Origin of the sequence: Mesorhizobium sp. BR1-1-3 (genome assembly GCF_020165455.1) — a bacterium.
GTDB lineage: Bacteria > Pseudomonadota > Alphaproteobacteria > Rhizobiales > Rhizobiaceae > Mesorhizobium > Mesorhizobium ciceri.
Genome location: NZ_JAIUIC010000016.1, coordinates 1 through 19,335 on the forward strand (window position 1 = coordinate 1; position 19,335 = coordinate 19,335).

At 62.9% G+C, this 19,335-nt stretch carries 23 protein-coding genes and 1 riboswitch; of the genes, 16 read left to right on the forward strand and 7 right to left on the reverse strand.

Annotated elements, in window-relative coordinates:
• Positions 1-60 precede the first annotated feature (60 nt).
• From LB559_RS28095 to LB559_RS28105, 3 genes are read left to right on the forward strand one after another with little or no spacing between them, the layout of a single operon-like run.
• Positions 61-471, forward strand: coding sequence for a hypothetical protein (locus tag LB559_RS28095; protein ID WP_224675498.1), 411 nt, complete (start codon positions 61-63; stop codon positions 469-471).
• Positions 464-889, forward strand: a complete 426-nt coding sequence (locus LB559_RS28100) for a hypothetical protein (RefSeq protein ID WP_224675499.1) — start codon at positions 464-466, stop codon at positions 887-889. The genes LB559_RS28095 and LB559_RS28100 overlap by 8 nt, the downstream gene beginning before the upstream one ends.
• Positions 810-1,505, forward strand: coding sequence for a terminase large subunit domain-containing protein (locus LB559_RS28105; protein WP_224675500.1), 696 nt, complete (start codon positions 810-812; stop codon positions 1,503-1,505). Before LB559_RS28100 ends, LB559_RS28105 begins: the two co-directional genes overlap by 80 nt.
• A 235-nt stretch (positions 1,506-1,740) precedes the next feature.
• Here LB559_RS28105 and LB559_RS28110 read toward each other — a convergent pair whose 3' ends face one another.
• Positions 1,741-2,004 carry a hypothetical protein gene (locus LB559_RS28110; RefSeq protein ID WP_063172565.1) on the reverse strand — a complete coding sequence of 88 codons (264 nt, stop codon included), beginning with the start codon at positions 2,002-2,004 and terminating at the stop codon, positions 1,741-1,743.
• 246 nt (positions 2,005-2,250) lie between these two features.
• On the opposite strand from LB559_RS28110, the gene LB559_RS28115 reads away from it, so the two are divergent.
• On the forward strand, positions 2,251-3,006 hold the full coding sequence (locus LB559_RS28115; protein WP_224675501.1) for a terminase large subunit domain-containing protein: 756 nt from the start codon (positions 2,251-2,253) through the stop codon (positions 3,004-3,006).
• A 650-nt stretch (positions 3,007-3,656) separates the two neighbouring features.
• Here LB559_RS28115 and LB559_RS28120 read toward each other — a convergent pair.
• Positions 3,657-4,028: a nuclear transport factor 2 family protein gene (locus LB559_RS28120; RefSeq protein ID WP_224675502.1), complete on the reverse strand. Its 372-nt coding sequence runs from the start codon at positions 4,026-4,028 to the stop codon at positions 3,657-3,659.
• A gap of 189 nt (positions 4,029-4,217) precedes the next feature.
• Between LB559_RS28120 and LB559_RS28125 the strand changes: the two genes are divergently transcribed.
• Together LB559_RS28125 and LB559_RS28130 are read left to right on the forward strand one after the other, a co-directional pair.
• A complete protein-coding gene (locus LB559_RS28125; protein ID WP_224675503.1) occupies positions 4,218-6,284 on the forward strand; it encodes a hypothetical protein in 2,067 nt (688 codons plus the stop codon).
• Positions 6,285-6,714: 430 nt separating this feature from the next.
• Complete coding sequence (locus LB559_RS28130; RefSeq protein WP_224675504.1) at positions 6,715-7,299, forward strand: hypothetical protein; 585 nt, start codon at positions 6,715-6,717, stop codon at positions 7,297-7,299.
• Between the two features lie 238 nt (positions 7,300-7,537).
• On the opposite strand, the gene LB559_RS28135 is transcribed toward LB559_RS28130, so the two are convergent.
• A complete protein-coding gene (locus tag LB559_RS28135) occupies positions 7,538-8,149 on the reverse strand; it encodes a class I SAM-dependent methyltransferase (RefSeq protein WP_224675505.1) in 612 nt (203 codons plus the stop codon).
• A 314-nt stretch (positions 8,150-8,463) separates the two neighbouring features.
• On the opposite strand from LB559_RS28135, the gene LB559_RS28140 reads away from it, so the two are divergent.
• A complete protein-coding gene (locus tag LB559_RS28140) occupies positions 8,464-10,218 on the forward strand; it encodes a portal protein (RefSeq protein ID WP_224675506.1) in 1,755 nt (584 codons plus the stop codon).
• Positions 10,215-10,535, forward strand: a complete 321-nt coding sequence (locus LB559_RS28145; RefSeq protein WP_224675507.1) for a hypothetical protein — start codon at positions 10,215-10,217, stop codon at positions 10,533-10,535. Before LB559_RS28140 ends, LB559_RS28145 begins: the two co-directional genes overlap by 4 nt.
• 354 nt (positions 10,536-10,889) lie before the next feature.
• On the opposite strand, the gene LB559_RS28150 is transcribed toward LB559_RS28145, so the two are convergent.
• The gene (locus tag LB559_RS28150) at positions 10,890-11,138 is read right to left on the reverse strand and encodes a hypothetical protein (RefSeq protein ID WP_224675508.1); all 249 of its coding nucleotides are present in this window, start codon (positions 11,136-11,138) and stop codon (positions 10,890-10,892) included.
• Between LB559_RS28150 and LB559_RS28155 the strand changes: the two genes are divergently transcribed.
• Both LB559_RS28155 and LB559_RS28160 read left to right on the forward strand, forming a co-directional pair.
• The gene (locus tag LB559_RS28155; RefSeq protein ID WP_224675509.1) at positions 11,125-11,694 is read left to right on the forward strand and encodes a hypothetical protein; all 570 of its coding nucleotides are present in this window, start codon (positions 11,125-11,127) and stop codon (positions 11,692-11,694) included. The genes LB559_RS28150 and LB559_RS28155 overlap by 14 nt on opposite strands.
• A gap of 8 nt (positions 11,695-11,702) precedes the next feature.
• A complete protein-coding gene (locus LB559_RS28160) occupies positions 11,703-12,041 on the forward strand; it encodes a hypothetical protein (RefSeq protein WP_224675510.1) in 339 nt (112 codons plus the stop codon).
• A gap of 268 nt (positions 12,042-12,309) precedes the next feature.
• Here LB559_RS28160 and LB559_RS28165 read toward each other — a convergent pair whose 3' ends face one another.
• Positions 12,310-12,624, reverse strand: a complete 315-nt coding sequence (locus LB559_RS28165; RefSeq protein ID WP_027040217.1) for a YMGG-like glycine zipper-containing protein — start codon at positions 12,622-12,624, stop codon at positions 12,310-12,312.
• Positions 12,625-12,879: 255 nt separating this feature from the next.
• On the opposite strand from LB559_RS28165, the gene LB559_RS28170 reads away from it, so the two are divergent.
• From LB559_RS28170 to LB559_RS28180, 3 genes are all read left to right on the forward strand, one after another.
• Positions 12,880-13,452, forward strand: a complete 573-nt coding sequence (locus LB559_RS28170; RefSeq protein ID WP_224675511.1) for a hypothetical protein — start codon at positions 12,880-12,882, stop codon at positions 13,450-13,452.
• Positions 13,453-13,656: 204 nt separating this feature from the next.
• On the forward strand, positions 13,657-13,998 hold the full coding sequence (locus LB559_RS28175) for a hypothetical protein (RefSeq protein ID WP_224675512.1): 342 nt from the start codon (positions 13,657-13,659) through the stop codon (positions 13,996-13,998).
• Between the two features lie 443 nt (positions 13,999-14,441).
• Positions 14,442-14,756, forward strand: a complete 315-nt coding sequence (locus tag LB559_RS28180) for a hypothetical protein (protein ID WP_013530790.1) — start codon at positions 14,442-14,444, stop codon at positions 14,754-14,756.
• A gap of 85 nt (positions 14,757-14,841) precedes the next feature.
• Here the strand turns inward: LB559_RS28180 and LB559_RS28185 are convergent, their stop codons facing one another.
• Positions 14,842-15,549, reverse strand: coding sequence for a hypothetical protein (locus tag LB559_RS28185; RefSeq protein ID WP_224675513.1), 708 nt, complete (start codon positions 15,547-15,549; stop codon positions 14,842-14,844).
• 299 nt (positions 15,550-15,848) lie between these two features.
• Here LB559_RS28185 and LB559_RS28190 point away from each other — a divergent pair, with 299 nt between their 5' ends.
• Both LB559_RS28190 and msrA read left to right on the forward strand, forming a co-directional pair.
• Positions 15,849-17,396: a glycosyltransferase family 39 protein gene (locus LB559_RS28190; protein ID WP_013530792.1), complete on the forward strand. Its 1,548-nt coding sequence runs from the start codon at positions 15,849-15,851 to the stop codon at positions 17,394-17,396.
• A gap of 82 nt (positions 17,397-17,478) precedes the next feature.
• Positions 17,479-17,997: a peptide-methionine (S)-S-oxide reductase MsrA gene (gene msrA, locus LB559_RS28195; protein ID WP_013530793.1), complete on the forward strand. Its 519-nt coding sequence runs from the start codon at positions 17,479-17,481 to the stop codon at positions 17,995-17,997.
• A 69-nt stretch (positions 17,998-18,066) separates the two neighbouring features.
• Here msrA and LB559_RS28200 read toward each other — a convergent pair whose 3' ends face one another.
• Positions 18,067-18,384 carry a hypothetical protein gene (locus LB559_RS28200; protein WP_224675514.1) on the reverse strand — a complete coding sequence of 106 codons (318 nt, stop codon included), beginning with the start codon at positions 18,382-18,384 and terminating at the stop codon, positions 18,067-18,069.
• 183 nt (positions 18,385-18,567) lie between these two features.
• Positions 18,568-18,681: riboswitch (TPP riboswitch) on the forward strand.
• On the opposite strand from LB559_RS28200, the gene LB559_RS28205 reads away from it, so the two are divergent.
• On the forward strand, positions 18,672-19,280 hold the full coding sequence (locus tag LB559_RS28205; protein ID WP_164919913.1) for a YkoF family thiamine/hydroxymethylpyrimidine-binding protein: 609 nt from the start codon (positions 18,672-18,674) through the stop codon (positions 19,278-19,280). It overlaps the preceding riboswitch by 10 nt.
• The last annotated feature ends 55 nt before the right edge of the window (positions 19,281-19,335 follow it).

The following is a 19,335-nucleotide window of genomic DNA, read 5'->3' on the forward strand; positions in this document are numbered from 1 at the left end:
GGGGCGCCAAGGAATGCCATCCTTCGCCCGATGACTCATTTCGCAATCCGAGAGACACCCATGACCCGCTACGCCACCATCATCACCGATGCTGACGGCCAGGAAATCGTCAGCGCCATCGGCGAATTCGAAGGCGCCGCACCGCAGCCACGCCTGGGGCGTGTCGAGCAGGTCGCACCCGGCGTAAAGATCGGCATGGTGCGGGATGCGGCCGGCGGCTTTTGTTTTCCGCAGGCCGGCATTGCCGGACCCCTCGGTCTCTTCATGGCGCGGCTCAAGGCGCGGGCCGGTGCGGCAAAGCCTGTCGGTGCGGCGAATCCCGCCCAGGTGACAGGGCCGAAGCGCGCCAAGAAGGCTAAGAGGAAAACGGTTCGTTCGAAGAAGCGAGCCAGCCGGCCCGGACCGGCGGCGCCCAAGGCCGAAATGGTTTCCGCTGCCGGTGCCAGCGCCATGGACCAGGTCCATGACTGATAAAACCGCAACCGGGCCGACGCGCCGCAAGCCGGCGAGACGCAGGCCCGCCGCCAAACCGGCCGCGACACAGAAGCCGCCCCGCAAGCGCGCCAAGAAAACACTGGGCGACGATTTCCTGGCCGCCGTGCGCGCCGATTTCCGTACACATGGCGCCGGCGTCATCGCCGAAGTGCGGGCCGACAAGCCGGACCAGTATCTGAAGATCGTGCTGTCGGTGCTGCCCAAGGATTTCGATGCCAAGATCAACCAAATGGACGGCCTGAGCGATGACGAAATCCGCAGCCGCATCCGCGCCCTCGAGGCCGTCGTCAAGCCGTTCCTCGAAGAGGCCGGCGATGTCCGTGAAGACGGAATATCTGGCGCTGCTGACGGAACTGGACAGACGGCGCCGGACCAATCAACTGGCGGCCTATAGACCGTATCAGCGCCAGGCCGAGTTTCACGCAGCGGGCGCCCAGAACCGCGAGCGCCTGTTCATGGCCGGCAACCAGCTCGGCAAGACCAGGGCAGGGGGCGCCGAATGGGCCATGCACCTGACCGGCCGCTATCCCCAGTGGTGGCAAGGCAAGGTGTTTGACTCGGCCGTCAGGCTATGGGCGGCCGGCGTCACCGGCGAAGGCACGCGTGACAATCCGCAGCGCGTGCTGGTCGGCCCGCCGCAACAGCAGGCGGCCTGGGGCACCGGCATGATCCCGGCCGACGCCATTGTGCAGACCTTCATGGGCCGCGGCGCACCGGGCGCGCTCGACAGCGTCGTGGTGCGCTGGGGTGGCGGTGGCGACGTGCAGGCCGATGAATCGGTGCTGTCGTTCAAGAGTTTCGAGAAGGGCCGCGAGAAATGGCAGGGCGAGACTTTACACGGCGTCTGGTTCGACGAGGAACCGCCGCTCGACATCTATTCCGAGGGCCTGACCCGCACCAATGCGACGGGCGGCATCACCATCGTGACGTTCACGCCGCTGCTGGGGATGTCGGACGTGGTGCTGCTGTTTTTGTCGGCAGGGGAGGTGGAGCGGATGGGGAAGGGGTGATGCGCCCGACTTCTCCCACAAGGGAGAAGAACCGTCGCGTTGATCCGAAAAACACCATCCGAACAATACGGTACAGTCGGCATCTCCCAGGCTGATTCAGGACCCCTTCATGTCCCGACACGTCACCTTCATGACCATGGACGATGCCGCGCACCACACGCCGCAGGAGCGAGCCGCAACCATTGCGGCTCGCTCGCTTTCTGGAATTGCACCCGTCAGGCAAGGAACTACCGTGTCAACATGTTGTTGGAAGACAAGCCCAGGCCCCGGTTTCGGTATTCACCCAGCATTTGTAGCACTGCACAGCGCCAAGGGTCTTCTCCTCCGCCCTCAGCATGATCGCTGGCTCGCTGCCGGACGACACGTCCGGGATTCCATTCTTCCATTTCACCAAAAATTCGCGGCCGTCGACTTGCATGATGACGTCGCCATCGCCACTTGCCGGGCGCGGCGGTGTATTCAACAGCATTACGGATGTGTTGCTCTGCATTTTTTTCATCTGTCGTACTCCGATTGGGTTGCAGGAAATTTCTGTCAGTTCACAAGAAAGGCCATAGGTTGGCATTTGACTGGTGTCGCGCTTGGCGGTTGCCGAGCGTCATGCTGCGGTCCTCCTTTCTGGTGTGTCTTTTGCGATACCCAGCGTGATGCCAGCGTGAATTGCACCGGTACGCCCCCGTCAAAGGTCGCAATGAATGGATGAGGTGCGGCGACAATGGTCGAACCGCGCAGAGGGAAATCCGCCATGTCCCGACACGTCACCTTCATGACCATCGACGATGCCGCGCACTACACGCCGCAGGAGCGCGCGGCGATCGTCGCCGCCTATCCCGAGCATGAGCGCGAGGCCCGCGCCCGCGGCATTCCGGTGCTGGGTTCCGGTCGCATCTTTCCGGTGGCCGAGGCGCTGATCGCCTGCGAGCCGTTCCGGCTGCCGCGCTACTGGCCAAGGCTCGGTGCGCTCGATTTCGGCTGGGACCATCCGTCGGCCGCGGTCGAACTCGCCTGGGATACGGAGGCCGATGTCGTCTATGTCACCAAGGCGGCGCGGGCCTCGCAGCAGACGCCGGCGATGCAGACGCTGACCTTGAAACCGTGGGGCGAATGGCTGCCCTTCGCCTGGCCGCGCGACGGCCGCCGCGAGACGCTGGAAGGGGCAGGCGTGGCGCTCGCCCGGCAATATTCGGCGCATGGGCTGAACATGCTGTCCCGCCACGCGCAATTCCCGGACGGTTCGGTCTCGGTCGAGGCCGGGCTGATGGAGATGCTCGACCGCATGCAATCCGGCCGTTTCAAGGTGTTCTCGACACTGGCCGACTGGTTCGAGGAGTTTCGGCTGTTTCATCGCAAGGACGGTCAGGTGGTGAAGCTGCGGGATGATTTGATGGCAGCGACGCGCTACGGCGTGATGATGCTGCGCGAGGCGGTGGTCGATCCGGCGGAGTTCAAGGCGGCGAGACGGCCGGCGGGGCAGAGCGATCCGCTGGGGGCGTTTCGGTGATTGAATTGGTGCTTCGGCGGAAAGTGCCGGAATTACGGCGACTGAGTGGAACTCCGCTCTCTAGGAGGGGCGGTCGTTCCCACCAGTTTCCCCGCCAAGGCGGTCAAAGCGGCCGTCGCGCACGTTGTTCCTTGCCACGTGAAGCGCATCAGCCGCTCTTTCCAACTCAGACATTGTGAACAGGCGATGGCCCGCTGAGGTGTGACAAACAACGTGCGGCTCACCAGCGGTGCGCGCGTCCGCCCTTGCACCACATAGCCCATGCGCTAGGCAATTTCGGATATCGGCAAGTGTCTGGATGTCACTCTGGACCCCTTGGCAGGCCTCTGGCTCAACTGAGCGCCAGTGGCCCCACAATGATCCCTTGAACAACTGGCGGTCTGGCTCGATTGACTCGATGCGCTCGCGGATTTCTGCTTCCAGCCATCCCCAATGTAGCAGCACATATGCCACTGCAGCCATCAAGTCGCGCATGTTGGGTTGGGGAGCCAAATTATCAGCCATGTTCGTAGCTCGACCTGCGTTTGGGCCACAAGAATGACGGTGACGCGGAACTGGTATCGGTCGCACCCATGCGGCCGGAGCGAACCTCCGGGCTAAAAGATGGAGAATAGTTGAGAAGAGTGCACTGTCACCGTAATTTCCAGTGGCTACTCCACGATCTTCCAATAAGAATCCTTGCGGATCACCTTGCCGTCGCGGAACGTGTAGAAATCACAGCCCTGGACTTCCTTTTTCACGCCGTCGCGGGTGGTGCCGGTGAGGGTCCATTTCGACATGCCGGTGTTGGCAGCTTCGTCCGCAAAGTGCTCAGCCTTGCCGTAGTGAACATCGGGCAGGCCTTCGAAGCGTGTCGCCAGCGCATCCCGTACGTTGCTTTTGCCCTCGCAGCGCGTTCCACAGGGCTCGGGTCCCCTCGGCATCTCCAGGACGCAGTCGTCGGCAAAGAACGCCATGATGCGATCGAGATCGTGCGCGTTGAAGGCTTCGCATAGCTCCGTCAGTGTCGCTCGAATGTCCATTCGCCCGTCTCCTGGATAGCCGTCGATGTCTGAAGTAGGTCACTGGCGACGGGGCCGGTCAAGTGCGCAGGCCGCCGAGACGCCGCTCCAAGACCGTGACGACGTCGCCTGCCGGTTTGACCAACGGTCCGGCACGATTGGCCATGCCGTGATCTCCAGCGAAGCGCCCCTGTGGCAGGAAACAAACCGATGGCAACCATACCTCTCTCCATAGCGCGGCGCCGGCTCGATGCTGGCAACGCTGTCCAGTACTCCCAGGGATCGCCAGTCGGTGGCGCCATGCAGGGGCTTGGCGACCAGCTTTCCGCTGTCGCCGAGCGCTACCAGCAGATGAAGGATCAGCAGGAGGTGTTCGACGCAGAGCTGGCGCGGCGGCGGTTCAACGGACGGATCGCGCAGGCGGAAGACGAGGCGGCAGCGAATGCGCCGCCCGACGGCGCCGGCCTGTATGAGGCCATGTACGGCCAGGTCGACCCGCGTAACGGCCAGGTGGTCAAACCAGGCCTGTTCGACACGCTGTTCGATGATGCCTTGCCTGGCCTGCCCGAGAGCCAGCGCGCCAACTTCGCCAGGCAGAAGGAGGCGATGCGCGCGGTTGGCGCGCGGCGCATGGCGCGGCGGCAGCTTCAGCGGCGCGACGACTATGAACTGACCGAGTGGACCAAGGTCGACAACATCTCCACCAGTTCCATTGCACAAAGCGACCCGAACGATACCGCGAACTTCGAAGTGATCCGGCAGAACGGCTTTGACCTGATCTCCAAGATTGGCAACCCGCTTATTAGGCAAACGGCTGAGCTTGCTTGGCGCAGCAACACGGCCAAGGCGCTGGTCCAGGCGATGATCGCTCAGGACCCGAAGCGGGCCGCCGAGATGCTGGGCACGGCGCAAGTTGGGGTGCGGACCAAGGACGATATGGCTGAGGCTATTGGTGACCCGCACGCAAACACCACAAGCTCTGCGGCGTCAAAAGGCGACCGGCTCGGCAAGCCTACGCCGGAGGAGCGAGTAGCGCAGATCGTTCGGGATGACATTTCGGCTGCAGATCGACCAGCCTTGGCCGATCAGGCCCGAGCCGCAGATGCCGCGCGGCAGATCGAGACGCGCACGAGTCTCGGTCTTGCCGAGCAAAACGCTCCCGCTATCATCAGCGACACTGGCACCTATTCCGGCCTGATGCCGACCCCAGAGCAGTTCGTCGCTCTCTACGGCGCTCCCGAAGGTGTCAGGCGCTTCCAGGCCTTCAATCGAGCGATCGACGTCAGTCGGCAGTTTTACAGCATGCGCGGCATGTCGAACGAGACCGTGCAGACCAAGATCAGGGATGCTGCTCCTAAAGAGGGCAGCACGAAGCTGGAGGAAGACAAAGCGCATCATGAGGCTATCGCCACGGCCGCGGAACTGACGTTCAAAGCGAGGCAAGACGATCCGGGCGGCTATGTTCGCAAGATTTTCGCGACGCTGGATGCTGCGTGGAACAATCTGTCGAAGCCGGAAGACTATCAGGCGGCGATCATCGGCTCGATCGCCGCTCAACAGCAGTTGGGCCTGGAGAAGATCCAGCCTCTGCCGAATTCCGTGGCGGAAGGGATTGCCGACACGCTCCGCGATCAGAACCGACCGTCACAAGAGACGGGCGTGGCATTGCGCAATGTGCTCATAGCAACGCCTCCTGAGCAACGCCCAGCAGTACTCGATCACTTGCTTCGGGCCAGCGTATCCGGGGTGGCCGACAATATGGCGGCCAGGTCGCGTCAGGTGATGGAAGAGCCGCTGGCCGACGGCAGGGAGCCACTAAATCAACGAGGTGGCGGTCAGGCCTTAGGCTTATCCGACATCGCTAACAGAATTGTGCCTACTTATGGCAACTACGGCGGACCGGGCTGGACTGGCGGGGCTTGGCGTGGCGATTTCAAAATGCCACCGGCTGATATTCAGGACGGCTTCTATAAGCAGCATGATACGGACTATCGTGACGCGATCACTTTAGATGATAAAATCGCAGCTGATAAGAAGCTTGTGGTATCTTTGAGAGCATATCTCAAAAATGGAGTTTACTTGAAAGACCCGGGCTTGGGAACTGATAGAGCGCGCGATGAGGCGGTAAGATATGCTATGAACGCAACGATAGTTTTTGAGCGTAAAATTGCTGCCTACGTGGCGATTCGCGACGAAGCACAAAAGGCTTACGACGATGCACAGTCAGCTGTCGGACGGGCGCATTTCGAGAATACGATGTCGTTTGGCGATTGGTAAATCACTGAATGCTATATCCATCATCCGACCTTGCAGCGAATCTTTCTCACAATAAGCCTTGAGATTCCGATGTTATTTTTCACTATTTTCGGAGTTATAGCGCTGTCACTCGCGATCGCCATGGGGATAGCTGCTGTTAAATCTAGAGATATCAGCCAACAGAAGCGAGTGGCGCTTATTTTTTGCGCCGCACTGCTTAGTGTTCCCGGATTATTTGCTGTGTATATGATGCTTATATTTGTAGTGGTTTTGTTTCAGTAGGAACCAACGGGATGCGTCTGCTTTTCGGCTGATCCGAGATTATGCCGCGACTTCCAAGCGTCGTGGCGATGAATAAACCCCGGACAGCGGCATTCTTCAACAACCGTCACGGCTGGCGTCCCAAGTCCTTGCGAACGCCGCTTCGCCACAGCAGGACGAAGGGCCAGGCATGCACCCTCGCATCATCCCCGCAACCTTGCGCGATCTCAGTTACATCGCAGCCAATTTGCGCCCTGAGGACCGGGCCGAGATCGACTGCCAGCTCGACCACTGGTCGCCGGCACTGCTGGCGCTGACGGCGCTGCAGGGGTTTGCTTATGTCGCCGAGCTCGACGGCAATCCGGAGGCCGGCTTTGGCGCTGCCGAACAGCGCGGCGGTTTGTGGATCGCCTGGAGCTGGGGCACGCGCCGCATGAAGCGCTGCGTGCCTGGGATCACCGGGTTCTTTCACGCCGTGCTTGGGCCTCAGGTCGCGGCGCGGGGCGCCTGGCGTGTCGAGGCCCGCGCCTTGGCCGCCAATGAACTGGCGCTGCGCTGGCTTGGCCGGCTCGGCGCCACGCGACGCTGCCTGTTGCCGGGTTACGGCCGCAACGGCGAAGACTTTTTCCTCTACGACTGGACAAGAACCTCTAATCTTGGAGAAGGCTGGAACCATGTGCCTGTTGCAAAAACCACCGGAACTGAAGCCGCTGCCGCCGGTACCGACGGCGCAGGACAAGGATGTGCAGGCGCGCGAGGCGGCATTGCGGGCTGAGCTTGAACAGCGGAACGGTACCGCCGGCACCATCAAGACCGACCTCGCGCCAGGCAGCCTCACCGGCCAGCGCCGCGTGCTGCTGGGGCTTTGACCATGACCGCGATGAAACGCAGTTTCAGGAAGCGCGTGTGGGACTGGTGGGTGTGGCGACGGCATGCGCGGGTGATGAAAAGGCGGGGTAATTAGCCGATCTCCCCCACGAGGGGGGAGATTGGCAGCTTCGCCGCCGCTCTTCTTAACCCTTCTTCGCGAACGCCCAGACCATCAGCGGGTATTCCTCGTCGTTGCTCAAATCCCGCCACAGGCCGTAGGCGCGGACGGGGCCGCCGATATGGGCCTTGGCGCAGGCCTTGTTGCCCCAGCCGTGCACCTTGACGTTGGCTTCCGCGAAGCCGCCCTCGACCATCAGCTGCTTGAGGCCGGCGGGCGTCCATCTGTTGTAGTCGTGCGGCCTGGCGTGGACGCGAAACAGGAAAGGTGTCGCCACCATCGCCCAACCGCCGGGCCGGGTCATGGCGTGGATGTTCTGCACCGCCGCCTGCGGCCGTTGCACATGTTCCAGCACCTGGTCGGCGATGACGATGGAATATTGCTCGTCGGTGCGGTCTTTGCAGATGTCGAAGGCGGGGAAATCGACCGAGCGGTAATTGGGGCACATCGCCCGCCAGGTGCGGTTCCAGCCGGGCGATATCTCGATCACGTCGGCGGCCTTGCGGTTGCCGGCTTCGAGAAACAGGCTGAACGCCTCGATCTGGCGGATGCGCAGCCAGTTGCGGGAATCGTAACCGATGAGCCGTTTCACGGCGCGTTTGCTTTGGCTCTTCAGGGCGGCAAGGCTTGTCGTCACATCGACCTCCTCCAAAACCCACCGCGAGCAAGTTCGTAGCACCGCCAAGTGGGCAAAAGATGACAGGGGCGCGACATCGACGCTGCCGATCTCCTCCCGTGTGGGGGAGATGCCCGGCAGGGCAGAGGGGGGCGCTGGCCCGCCGACGCAGCCGATACTTGCGTCCATCCCTGGAAAGGCAGCTTAACGCAAAAGTCGGCGCTCTACGGCGCCCCCCTCTGGCCTGCCGGCCATCTCCCCCTCAGGTGGGGAGATTGGCAGCTTCGGCGCCGCGCGCCCTTATCAACCTCATCTCATACCCCAGCGAGACCCCTATGACCGACACCCGCGCCCGCAATATCCTGTCCCGCCAGTCCGAGCTCGAGAGCGAGCGCAGTCAATATGAGGCTGTGTGGGAGCAGGTGGCGGAGTTCTGCGATCCGGATGCGCCCGATATCTGGAGCGGCCGCCGAACCGGCGGCCCGGACTCGCAGGCCGAGCGGCAGGAGCGGCGCGGCGCCCGTGTCTATGCCAACACCATCAACTCGGCCGCCAACCGGCTGGCCGCGGGGCTGGAAAGCCTGATCATCCCGCAATCGGAAAAATGGCATGGCCTGTCGACCGCGGCCATGAACGACGAGGAGACCGACGAGGAAAAGGAATGGGCGGAGGCCCTGCGCGATTTCCTGTTTGCGCTGCGCTACTCCGCCAATTCGAATTTCGTGCCGGCGACCCAAGCCTGCCTGCGCAATGTCGTGCGCTATGGCCCGGCCTATCTCTATGCCGAGGAAGGGTTCGGCGCGACGCTGATCCGCTATGCCTCGATCCCCGTGGTCGAAGGGTATCTGAGCCGCAACCGCTGGGGTCAGGTCGACATTTTCCATCGACGCTACGAGCGCACGGCGCGCCAGGCCGCACAGCTGCTCGGCTATGACAGACTGCCGGCGCGCATCAAGGTTCTGGTCGACGATCCGGCCAAATGCGAGACGAAAATCTCGCTGATCCAGTGCATTGAGCCGCGCGACGAACGCAAGATGTATCGGCTGGGCGGCCAGTACCAATATCTCGACACGGCCTTCGCCTCCTACCATGTCATCGAGGACGAGGAGGAAATCGTCAGGGAAAGCGGCTTTCGCACGTTTCCGGTGTCGACCTTCAACTGGCGCCGTTACGAGGGCGACCCCTATGGCATTTCGCCTGCTATCGAGGCCCTGACCACTGTGCGCGAGGAGAACGCGGTGCGCCGCTCGGGGCTTCGCGCGCTGCAGCAGATCACCGATCCGGCGACCGCCTCGAAGGCCCGACTCGACTATGTGCCGGTGCTCAACCCCGGCGAGAATTATCCCGGGCTGATCGACGACAATGGCAGGCCGCTGATCGCGCCGATCTCGACCGGGCAGAACCCGACCTATGCCTTCAACTACGCGCAGAGCCGCGCCGACGAGATCCGCGACATGATGTTCGTCAACCTGTTCCAGACGCTGGTTCAGAACCCGCAGATGACGGCGACCGAAGCGCTGATCAGGCAGGAGGAGAAGGGCGCGCTGCTTGGGCCGTCCGGCTCGATCATCCAGGCCGGCTTTGCCGGCAATCTCGACCGCGAGCTCGGCATTCTGGAGGACAAGGGGCTCTATGAGGAGGACAGCCGCTTCGTGCCGCCGGAGAGCCTGGCCGGCAAGGCGGTGCGGCCGACCTTCACCGGCCCGCTCGACGTGCTGCGCCGTTCGGCCGAGGCACGCGACACCATCCAGGTGGTGACGACAGCCATGCAGATGGCTCAGTTCGATCCAGGCGTGATGGACAACATCGACAGCGACGAGGCGATCAAGATCGTGCAGAGCGCCGGCCGCAGCCCGCAGCGCATCTTTCGCCGCAAGGAAGAGGTGGACGAGTTGCGCGGCGCGAGAGCCAAGGCAAGCCAGGCGCAGGCCGGCATGGCGGCGATTGCCACGGCCGGCAAGGCCGCCAAGGACGCTGTGCCGGCGGCGGTGCAGGCGCGCGACAGCGGCTTGCTCGATGGGTTGCAAGACATGCTGGGCGGCGGTGGTCAAAGCGGGCAGCCCGTCGGCCCGACGGGTGGCGGCGCATGAGCCGGAAACGTTTCGCTCATTCCGGCCAGGCAGGCAGCCCAGCCAGGGCGCGCGACGCGCTGGCCAAGGCCTATCTCCGCGTGTTTTCCGGCGAGGACGGCGAGATGGTGCTCGCCGATCTCGCGGCGACGACCGGCTATTACCGGCGTCCGTCCTATGGCGAATGGATGGCGCGCACCAGGACGCCCAATGGGTTCGAATTGCACAGCGCCTTGAGCAATGCGCGCGCCGAGGTGGTGCAGCATATTATGGGGTTCCTGACGCTGGACGATGCGCAGCTGGTGGCTCTGGAGAAGGCGGCACGGGCGGAGGGGTAGGGCCGTCGGTGAAGCTGCCGATCTCCCCCCACGAGGGGGAGATGCCCCGGCAGGGCAGAGGGGGCGCTGTCACGCCGACGCTCGAACGATCACGCTGCCCATACTTGCCTCCATCACTTAGAAAGCAGCTTAACGCAAAAGTTGGCGCTCTACGGCGCCCCTTCTGGCCTGCCGGCCATCTCCCCCTCAAGTGGGGAGATCGGCTGTCGCGACTGCCTTCGCTAATTGTGGACGTTGCAGGAAGAGCGAGGCCGCGAAGCTGCCAATCTCCCCCACGAGGGGGAGATGTCCGGCAGGACAGAGGGGGGCGCTGTCCCGCTGACGTACCCATTAATGCTCCGAAGGTGTGAATCTCTAAAGTTTGCCCAAACCAACTGTGATCCCCACCGCCGCACCGCTACGGCGCGGTAGCGCTGCTGGGAAGATCCACTGACCTACCCGAGCAGCACCGCTGCTCCAGGATTTTTCCAGAGAAATCGATCCGACAAAACCCGCGAACGCGACAGCCAGCGTGCGTGCGGCCCGGCCGTGCCGTGATCGCCAGCGCCGCGCCCTTTTTTTCAAAGCCAGTTGGGCAGGAAACCAGCCAATGGTCAGCATCATCCCCCTCTCCATTGCCCAGCGCCGGCTCGATACCGGCAACGCGGTGCAATACCCGCAGGGATCGCCGGTCGGCGGCGCCATGCAGGGTCTTGGTGACCAGCTTTCCGCTGTCGCCGAGCGCTATCAGCAGATGAAGGACCAGCAGGAGGCGTTCGACGCCGAGCTGGCGCGCCGCCGGTTCAACGGCCGGATCGCGCAGGCGGAAGACGAGGTGGCGGCGAATGCGCCGCCCGACGGCGCCGGCCTGCATGAGGCCATGTATGGCCAGGTCGATCCGCGCACCGGCCGGGTGGTCAAGACGGGCCTGTTCGACACGCTGTTCGACGATGCCTTGCCTGGTATGCCCGAGAGCCAGCGCGCCGGTTTCGCCAGGCAGAAGGAGGCGATGCGCGCGGTTGGCGCGCGGCGCATGGCGCAGCGGCAGCTCCAGCAGCGCAAGGACTACGAGCAGGCGCAGGTCGCACGGCGCTCAAGACCAGCGCCATCGCCATCGGCAACGCCGATCCCGACGATCCCGTCACCTTCGAGGCGGCCAGGCAGGAAGGGCTCGACCTGATCGACAAGATGGGGCTCGACCCGGGGATCAGACAGCAGAAGGTCAAGGACTGGTTCGGCACCGCGGCCAAGACGCGGTTCGAGGCGCTGATCGCCAAGGATCCGAAGCGGGCGCTGGAGATGTTCGGGGGAGGGACGCCGGTCTCCGGCAGCGATGCCTCGCAGGCGGCTGACAGCTCTATCCCGGGCAACTCAAAGATGGCAGCCGGGAAAGGTGACCGCGTCGGTAGGCAGACGCCGGATGAAATACTGGCGCAGGCGTTTCGAGACTCAGGAGTCGGAAGAGGGCTTGAAAAGAATGGCCCCCAAACTGCAATCTCTGTTTGGTGGCGATGGACGGTGGCATGACGCAGTCGCCCAACCCATGCACATGCCCGAGGGAGTGCCGGCAGCAATCCGGGATATGTGGGTGAGGAATGTCGAAATCGCTCGCGTCAACGGCACGACCCTCCCGCCCGAGAAATTTGCGGAGATGTTCGTGGACGAGAATTTCGCGGGTTGAGGGTTCGTTTCTGATTAGAATTGCGGTGATGGCTGGCGTTCTACGGCGCCCCCCTCTGTCCTGTCGGACATCTCCCCCACGAGGGGGGAGATTGGTAGTTCCACTGCGGTCGCCTCAATAATCGCCGTTATAATACCGGTCGTCGCAAGGTGCCGTGTAGATGCGGCCGCGGCGGTCCTGGTAGCGGCACATCTGTTCGCCGCGGCGCTGCGGCGTGGTGGAGCTGCCGACAACCGCGCCGAGCAGGGCGCCGGCGCCGGCGCCGATGAGCGTGCTTTCGGTGTTGCCGCCGATGGCCTGGCCGACGAGGGCGCCGCCGGCGCCGCCGATCAGCGCGCCGGTTCCGGCCCGCTGCTGGCCTTCGGTCTGTGCGCAGCCTGCGAGTGCTGCGGTCATCAGCACGGCGGCGATGGCTTTGTGAAAGTTCATGTGCGGTCTCCCTTGAAGGCCTGAAATCCCTATGGCTGGCCACGTGCGGTCGCATTGCGGCGGAACGGGGGCACGAGGCCTCACGATATAAGACATGGTTTCTCGGGCGTTGATAGACCGGCGGCCGAAAACATCTCTTTCGAACAAGGCGCTAGCGGTGCTCCTTGTCAAAATGATTCAGCCTTCGACGGCTCGCCCTGCTGGGGCTCGATGGGTCGAGTGCCAGAATTGCCACTGAAAAAATGGAGAAATGCCATGACCCGTGGTCTTCCCCGCACCCTTGCCCGTGCCGCCGCCCGCGAGGCCGGCCTTGCCCCGCCCAAACTCGGCCTGAAAGTCGTGACCACGGGGCAGGGCGGATCGTATCGCACCGTCTTCACCTTCGCCGGCATGCAGGTGCCGGTCACTGATGCGCTGGCCTATGCTGCCCAAAAGATCTTCGACTTCGCCGACGGCAAGGTGCGCATCAAGGGCGGCACTGCGAGATTGCAATTCGCAGTGCTCGGCGCCCGCGCCGCGACAATCAACGACAATGCGGCACTGACCTGGTCGCTCGGCTCAGCGGCGGCATCGAGCGCGACGCTGGCCTCGACCATGGTCAATGTGCTGGCCTCGACCGGGCGCACACTGGACGGTGTCGGCGCCGCGCTGTCGACCGCCTCGGCCGCCGACATCGCCGCCGCCGCGACGCTGGATGGCACGGCGACGCCGGTCGATCTCTATCTCAACCTGGCGTTTGCCACCGGCACGGATATCGACGCTGATGGGACGATCGCGGTGACCGGCACGATCACGCTGCTTTGGGAAAACTGGGGGGATAATGTCTAGGCTCTAATCTCCCCCCTCGAGGGGGAGATGTCGCCGAAGGCGACAGAGGGGGTCGTCTCGCGTAGAGCGCTAACCTTCATCTGTCACAAGAGGTCGCGTCCAGTCGAACCGACCCCCTCTGGCCTGCCGGCCATCTCCCCCTCGAGGGGGGAGATGACAAGCTTTGCCCGGTCCATTTCTAACACCTCAACAAAGGAACATCACATGACAGATCTGGCAGACGCCGGGTCCGTGGCGGCGCGTGCGCTGCCGGCGGGCAATCCGGCACAGTCACCGGCAGGCGCGGACAACGGGTCCGCCGCGCCTGGCGGCAAAAGTTGGTTTGACGGTCTTTCCGAAGGCAACCGCAAGCTCGCTGAAACCAAGGGCTGGACCAAGCCTGAAAGCCTCGATCGGGTTTTCACATCCTATGCGGAACTGGAGCGGCAGCAGGGTGAGAGCCTGCGCGTTCCCGCCCCGGACGCGCCTCGGGAAGACTGGGAGCGGTTTCATGCCCAATGCCCGATCCCGCCGACGACACCACCACACTGGCGGCCGCCTTCCTGATCGGCGTCTGTGCGATGTGGATTTCGGACGTGCTGTTCGAGTTTGTGGTGCGGAGATTCAAACCGGGGGTGGAGGAGTAGCTGTTGGCACCGCGTCGTCTGTTGGCTGCTGCCTGACGGAATTACCGAGACAGGTGGACCTGGCGCGGCGTGGCTCCCATTTTCAGGACCGACCGCTGCCCGCTTCGGCTCACGCCGGGGCGGGCTTTTTTGCATTTCCGATCGGCCATTGCTGAGCGGCATTCGAGTTGACCGGTCTCGTCATCGTCCGTTGTGATAAGCAAGTTAATCATGTCGGTTATGCATAATGATTATTGTTAATTTTTGATTGAAGCACCGAAACTAGATAAAGACTTGAGCGGATGAAGTGTTCATATATTGTTAAGCAAGAGGTAGACCACAGAAGACGGAAGCCATCTCCATCATCAAACGGGAGTAGCTTTCATGAACAAGTTCACTGTTATTTTCGCAGCTGTTGCAGTTGCATCGTCCGTTGGAGCCGCCGAGGCAGGTTGTGGGTGCGGAGGTTCGGGCGGCTGGGGAGGCAATTCGAGCAGCCTGATCAATGTTTCGCCGTCCATCGACCTTGGCAAGATCACCGCGCTGAACGACGTGCTCAGCGGCAACAACATCCTGAGCGGCAATGTCGTCTCAGGCATTCTGAACGGCAACAAGACCGGCATCGTCGGTGGCGTTCTGAGCGGGCTCGGCGTGAACCTGCTGGGCGGCAACAGCTACAGGCTGGGCAAGCGCCACTAGTCCGGCGCTGCATTTCAACTGTCGAAGGCAACCCAAAATAGCCCGTTCCGGTGCGCCGGGCGGGCTATTTCGCGTGTCGGGCCGATCAAGCGAGAATGTTGACCGCGCGTGCCGCGACCAGCGCGATGGTCAGCAGCGAGATCATGGCCTCGGCCATCATCAGCAGCTTGGCGCGCTGGGAAAGGGGCAAGGTATCGGTGGGTGAAAACGCTGTCGCATTGGTGAAGGCGAGGAAGAAATAATCGACGAAACCGGGCAGCCAATCTCGGAGGTCACGGTCGTTCAACGTCATCTGCGCGAACAGGAAATCGGCCTGCGCAAGCTTGACGAGGCCGCAGGTCGGCGGGCCGCCGCGGTCGGTGCTCCAGAACCACAAGGCAAAGACGATGACGTTGGTGACCCAGATGTTGAGTGCGTCGATCAGCAGCGTCGTGCCGCTGTTGCCGGCATGGCCCTCCAGCAAGGCACGCACCAGCAGGACCAGCGAACCGCAGTTCATGATGCTGATGATGGCGGTCATGGTCAGGGCTGTTCTGCGGATCATGACCCGAAACTGGCCGATCGCATGCCACTCGTGGTTCTCGACCGCCTTGCGGGTGGCGGCCTGTGTCCAGGCGGTGGCCACCGACAAGGGCAGCAGCAGAGCGGCCTCCAGCGCGGGCGCTAGCCAGCGCGGCCCGAATGAGAGATTGTTGATGACCAGAAGCTGCAGGCAGATGATCACGAGAACGGCCGCACGGGCCATCCAGAAATCGAGCGCACGGTAGTGGATGACGGCATGGTGGTGGCGCATTTATCAAATCCTGGATGCTTTTTTGGGGACGGGAACCGGTCAGGCGTAGGCGACGCCTGCCGCGATCACGCCCGATGCGCCGTGCCCGGCATGTTCAGGGCGCCCCGGGACGGCGTGTTCCATTGTTGTCCTGCTGGCATGTGATGATGAAAGAGGCGGCATGGTGGCGCGAAACTCTGCCTCAATCTTGGTTTTGCCATGGTCGCCCAAGTATACATTTTCGTAAGCTTCGAGTTCTGGGCTGTTCCAAAAACCGTCCGGTGTGATTTATCCACCGCATGACGCGAATCGACGAACCCATGAACGGTTGGCTGCCGGTCGGCAGTTCTGTTCCAGGCGACTGGCGGCAGTCGTCGATCTGGCAGGGGCTGACGCGCTATCCAGAAGCCGGCCTAGCGCTTTTATGCCTGACACAGATCCTGTGCTGGACCGTGGCGCCCGCGCTTGTCGACGTGTCACCGCCCAACGATGTCGTCGAAGGCTTCATGTGGGGCCGCGAATGGGTGCTGTTGACCTATAAGCATCCACAGCTTCCCGGCTGGCTGCTCGAGATCAGCCATCTTCTGACCGGATCGTTCCGCTGGCCGCAATATCTCGTGGCTCAGCTAACGATCTCGGCCACTTTCGTGCTAGTCTATCTGCTGGCCCGCGACATGCTCGGGCGAACCCGCGCGCTGGCCGCCGTGCTTCTGATGCCGTCGCTCTATTTCTTCGGCTGGCCGACCCCACAGTTCAATCATGACTACGCGCAGATGCCCTTCTGGGCCGCTATCTGCTGGCTGTTGTGGCGTGCGGGCCGTGGTGGTGGGCCGGGCTGGTGGCTGGCGCTCGGGCTGGTGTCGGGCGTCGGGCTCTATGCCAAGCTTTCCACCGGCCTATTATTGCTTTTCGGGGCGATCTGGCTGCTGTCGGACACACGCGCACGCAGTCGGCTCGCCACGCCCTGGCCATGGCTCGGGCTCGCGGTTTTCGGCGCTGTCGCCGCTCCACTGGCCGCCGAACTCTGCCGCGTCGATTTCCTGCCGCTGACCTATGCCGCCTGGCGCGATCAGTGGGTGGTGGCTCATCGCTCCCGCTTTTATTATATCGGCGTCCAGATGGCTGGGCTCTGCGGCTTTCTTCTGGTGCTGGCGATATCAGGGCTGCTGCGGCGCTCGCCCGCGCCGCAAAAGCCCGTCGGGCGCGGCACGCTGGTCTATCTCTTGTGGATGGGGGTTGGCCCGGCGATCCTCGTCATGGTGGCGTCCCTGTTCACCGGCGCCGGCGAGGCCTGGGGCGCGCCGATGTACAATCTTGCTGGCGTTGTGGCGCTCGCCTTGCTGGGCCATCGCCTCGGCGCCATCGAGATGCGAAAGCTGGCGATCTGCGCGCTCATCTCCATTGTCGGCATATCCGGTGCCTATGCGGGCATCCGCTGGACGAAATGCAATCTGCGTGGGCGCATGGACGCCGTCTGCTGGCCGGCGCAAAAGATCTCGGATGAGGCAGAGGCTGTCTGGCACGCTGCGACGCCCGATCGGCTCGACATCGTCGGCGGCCATGCCCTTATTGCGCCGCTGGCGGGCCTCAATGCCTATGACAAGCCGTCGATCTTCACCGAACTGAACATGCAGTACGCCCCCTGGATCACCAAGGAGCGGCTGCGCGAGCATGGCATATTGCTGGTCTGGCCCGGGCGCGATGTGCCATCTTATCTGCAGGCATGGGTGGGCGACATCCCGGTCAAAACCGTTCTTTTCGACTGGTCGCTCAAGGCGCCGCCGGTGGCGATCAGCTTCGCCGCCATTCCGCCTGGCGCGCGGCAGTTGCCGGGTGCTATCGACGGCCTCGCCCGACCGAGCAACTGAAGCAGATCCGCCGGTCCGCTGGACGAAGCAGGTGACAATGCCCATCTATGTCCAGACAAACTTGCCTTTGAGGAGACGTGATATGGCGACTTCGACCGAACGCGCAGTCCTTGCCGGTGGCTGCTTCTGGGGTATGCAGGATTTGATACGGCGCTATCCCGGCGTCATTTCCACCCGTGTTGGCTACAGCGGCGGCGACGTGCCCAACGCCACCTACCGCAACCACGGCAGCCATGCCGAAGCCATCGAGATCAATTTCGATCCGGCCATCATAAGCTATCGCACGCTGCTGGAACGCTTTTTCCAGATCCACGATCCGACGACCCGCAACCGCCAGGGCAACGATGTCGGGACGAGTTATCGCTCGGCGATCTATTACACCAGCGACGAACAGAAGCGCATCGCCGAGGACACGATCGCCGATGTCGATGCCTCGGGCCTGTGGCCGGGCAAGGTCGTCACCGAAGTCGCACCCGTTGGCCCCTTCTGGGAAGCCGAGCCCGAGCATCAGGACTATCTGGAGAAATATCCCAACGGATACACCTGCCACTTCGTCAGGCCGGGGTGGAAGCTGCCGGTTCGGGAAAAAGCGGTGCCGTAGATACACTGATACGACAGGATTTGAGAAGCCGCGGAGCGCTCGCTCCGCGGCTTCTTTTCATTGCAATTCCTACTTGCCGCAATGGTTGTCGTTAACTGTCGGCGCGGTGGTGCCCGGCGACGTACCACTGGCATCGGGCTGTGCGCCCTGCGGATGGGCAGGGCAATTTTCATCCGCGTTTGAATTCGTGACCCCCGGTGCTACCGTCGTACTGTTGGTCGTGCCGGGGTCTACCGTGTTCGGCGAAGCCGGCGTATTTGGGTCGACGGTGACCGACTTGCCGCTGCCGCCGGATCCGTCGGTGCCGCTTGTGCCATTGTTCTGCGCCATGGCCGATGTCGCCAGGCCAATGGTGAGCGCCGAAGCTGCGAGGATTTTCATGAACATGGTTTGTCTCCATTGTCTGTGAACTCGTCGCGTAGCGACTGGTGGGACAACCTCGCGGCCTGGTGAAGGTTCCCGATAAATTCTCGCGCCGGCAGAGCCAACCGCTCCCGCCCTGGCGCAATGCTTTTGGCGCAGTGCGATAAAAAAACGGCTTTTCCTTCAACTCGAATGATGCTTTAAGGCGCACATCCACAGGGGTGCTCCGTACGGTCGGGGCTGAGACGGGGGCGGCAAGCCCACAGACCCTAGAAGCTGATCTGGGTAATACCAGCGGAGCGAGGCGGGCGATGTTTTCAGGCGCACAGATTTCCCTATATCCCATGACCGACGATTTCGTCGGTGTCATCCTTGGCGCGCTCGGTGCGCTCGATCCCTGGCGCGACAAACTCAGGATCGAGACCGACGACATCTCGACCTTGCTGGTCGGGCCGCCCGAAGTGCTGTTTCCTGCCATGCGCGACCTCTTCGTGGCGGCGGCACGCAGCGGCAAACATTGCGTGTTGTCGGCCACCATCTCGCGCGGCTGCCCTGGCGAGCCGGACGATCCGATCTGCCGCTCCGATGCGTTTGGCGGGCCCGTCGGTCCACTCGGCCCGCGCAAGGACGCGGCCATCGCGGCGGTGCGCAATGCTGCTGCCACCGGCCAGCCTGCGGCGGCGCAGTTCTCGCTCTATGTGATGGGCACAGACGACCACATGGACGAGATCTACGGCTGCATAGACTTTCTCAAGCAGTCCGGCGTCTATGAGCGCTCCAAACATTTCTGCACGAAACTGCGCGGTGATGCCGGTGCGATCTTTTCGGCGCTGGACGAGGCTTTCTGCCGTTTCGGACCAGGCGCTGGCCACGTAACCCTCGACGTCACGGTCTCGGCCAACAGCCCGTCGGCCGTCTGAAGCCGCGCCGCTCTCGCGGCCGTCAAAGGTTATCTCCCGTGGTCTCATCATCAGT

What these genes read in the sequence shown, in the direction of transcription:
- LB559_RS28095 (WP_224675498.1), top strand. Translation starts at nt 61, where the DNA reads ATGACCCGCTACGCCACCATCATCACCGATGCTGACGGCCAGGAAATC.
- LB559_RS28100 (WP_224675499.1), top strand. Translation starts at nt 464, where the DNA reads ATGACTGATAAAACCGCAACCGGGCCGACGCGCCGCAAGCCGGCGAGA.
- LB559_RS28105 (WP_224675500.1), top strand. Translation starts at nt 810, where the DNA reads ATGTCCGTGAAGACGGAATATCTGGCGCTGCTGACGGAACTGGACAGA.
- LB559_RS28110 (WP_063172565.1), bottom strand. Translation starts at nt 2,004, where the DNA reads ATGAAAAAAATGCAGAGCAACACATCCGTAATGCTGTTGAATACACCG.
- LB559_RS28115 (WP_224675501.1), top strand. Translation starts at nt 2,251, where the DNA reads ATGTCCCGACACGTCACCTTCATGACCATCGACGATGCCGCGCACTAC.
- LB559_RS28120 (WP_224675502.1), bottom strand. Translation starts at nt 4,028, where the DNA reads ATGGACATTCGAGCGACACTGACGGAGCTATGCGAAGCCTTCAACGCG.
- LB559_RS28125 (WP_224675503.1), top strand. Translation starts at nt 4,218, where the DNA reads ATGGCAACCATACCTCTCTCCATAGCGCGGCGCCGGCTCGATGCTGGC.
- LB559_RS28130 (WP_224675504.1), top strand. Translation starts at nt 6,715, where the DNA reads ATGCACCCTCGCATCATCCCCGCAACCTTGCGCGATCTCAGTTACATC.
- LB559_RS28140 (WP_224675506.1), top strand. Translation starts at nt 8,464, where the DNA reads ATGACCGACACCCGCGCCCGCAATATCCTGTCCCGCCAGTCCGAGCTC.
- LB559_RS28145 (WP_224675507.1), top strand. Translation starts at nt 10,215, where the DNA reads ATGAGCCGGAAACGTTTCGCTCATTCCGGCCAGGCAGGCAGCCCAGCC.
- LB559_RS28155 (WP_224675509.1), top strand. Translation starts at nt 11,125, where the DNA reads ATGGTCAGCATCATCCCCCTCTCCATTGCCCAGCGCCGGCTCGATACC.
- LB559_RS28150 (WP_224675508.1), bottom strand. Translation starts at nt 11,138, where the DNA reads ATGATGCTGACCATTGGCTGGTTTCCTGCCCAACTGGCTTTGAAAAAA.
- LB559_RS28160 (WP_224675510.1), top strand. Translation starts at nt 11,703, where the DNA reads ATGGGGCTCGACCCGGGGATCAGACAGCAGAAGGTCAAGGACTGGTTC.
- LB559_RS28165 (WP_027040217.1), bottom strand. Translation starts at nt 12,624, where the DNA reads ATGAACTTTCACAAAGCCATCGCCGCCGTGCTGATGACCGCAGCACTC.
- LB559_RS28170 (WP_224675511.1), top strand. Translation starts at nt 12,880, where the DNA reads ATGACCCGTGGTCTTCCCCGCACCCTTGCCCGTGCCGCCGCCCGCGAG.
- LB559_RS28175 (WP_224675512.1), top strand. Translation starts at nt 13,657, where the DNA reads ATGACAGATCTGGCAGACGCCGGGTCCGTGGCGGCGCGTGCGCTGCCG.
- LB559_RS28180 (WP_013530790.1), top strand. Translation starts at nt 14,442, where the DNA reads ATGAACAAGTTCACTGTTATTTTCGCAGCTGTTGCAGTTGCATCGTCC.
- LB559_RS28185 (WP_224675513.1), bottom strand. Translation starts at nt 15,549, where the DNA reads ATGCGCCACCACCATGCCGTCATCCACTACCGTGCGCTCGATTTCTGG.
- LB559_RS28190 (WP_013530792.1), top strand. Translation starts at nt 15,849, where the DNA reads ATGAACGGTTGGCTGCCGGTCGGCAGTTCTGTTCCAGGCGACTGGCGG.
- msrA (WP_013530793.1), top strand. Translation starts at nt 17,479, where the DNA reads ATGGCGACTTCGACCGAACGCGCAGTCCTTGCCGGTGGCTGCTTCTGG.
- LB559_RS28200 (WP_224675514.1), bottom strand. Translation starts at nt 18,384, where the DNA reads ATGTTCATGAAAATCCTCGCAGCTTCGGCGCTCACCATTGGCCTGGCG.
- LB559_RS28205 (WP_164919913.1), top strand. Translation starts at nt 18,672, where the DNA reads ATGTTTTCAGGCGCACAGATTTCCCTATATCCCATGACCGACGATTTC.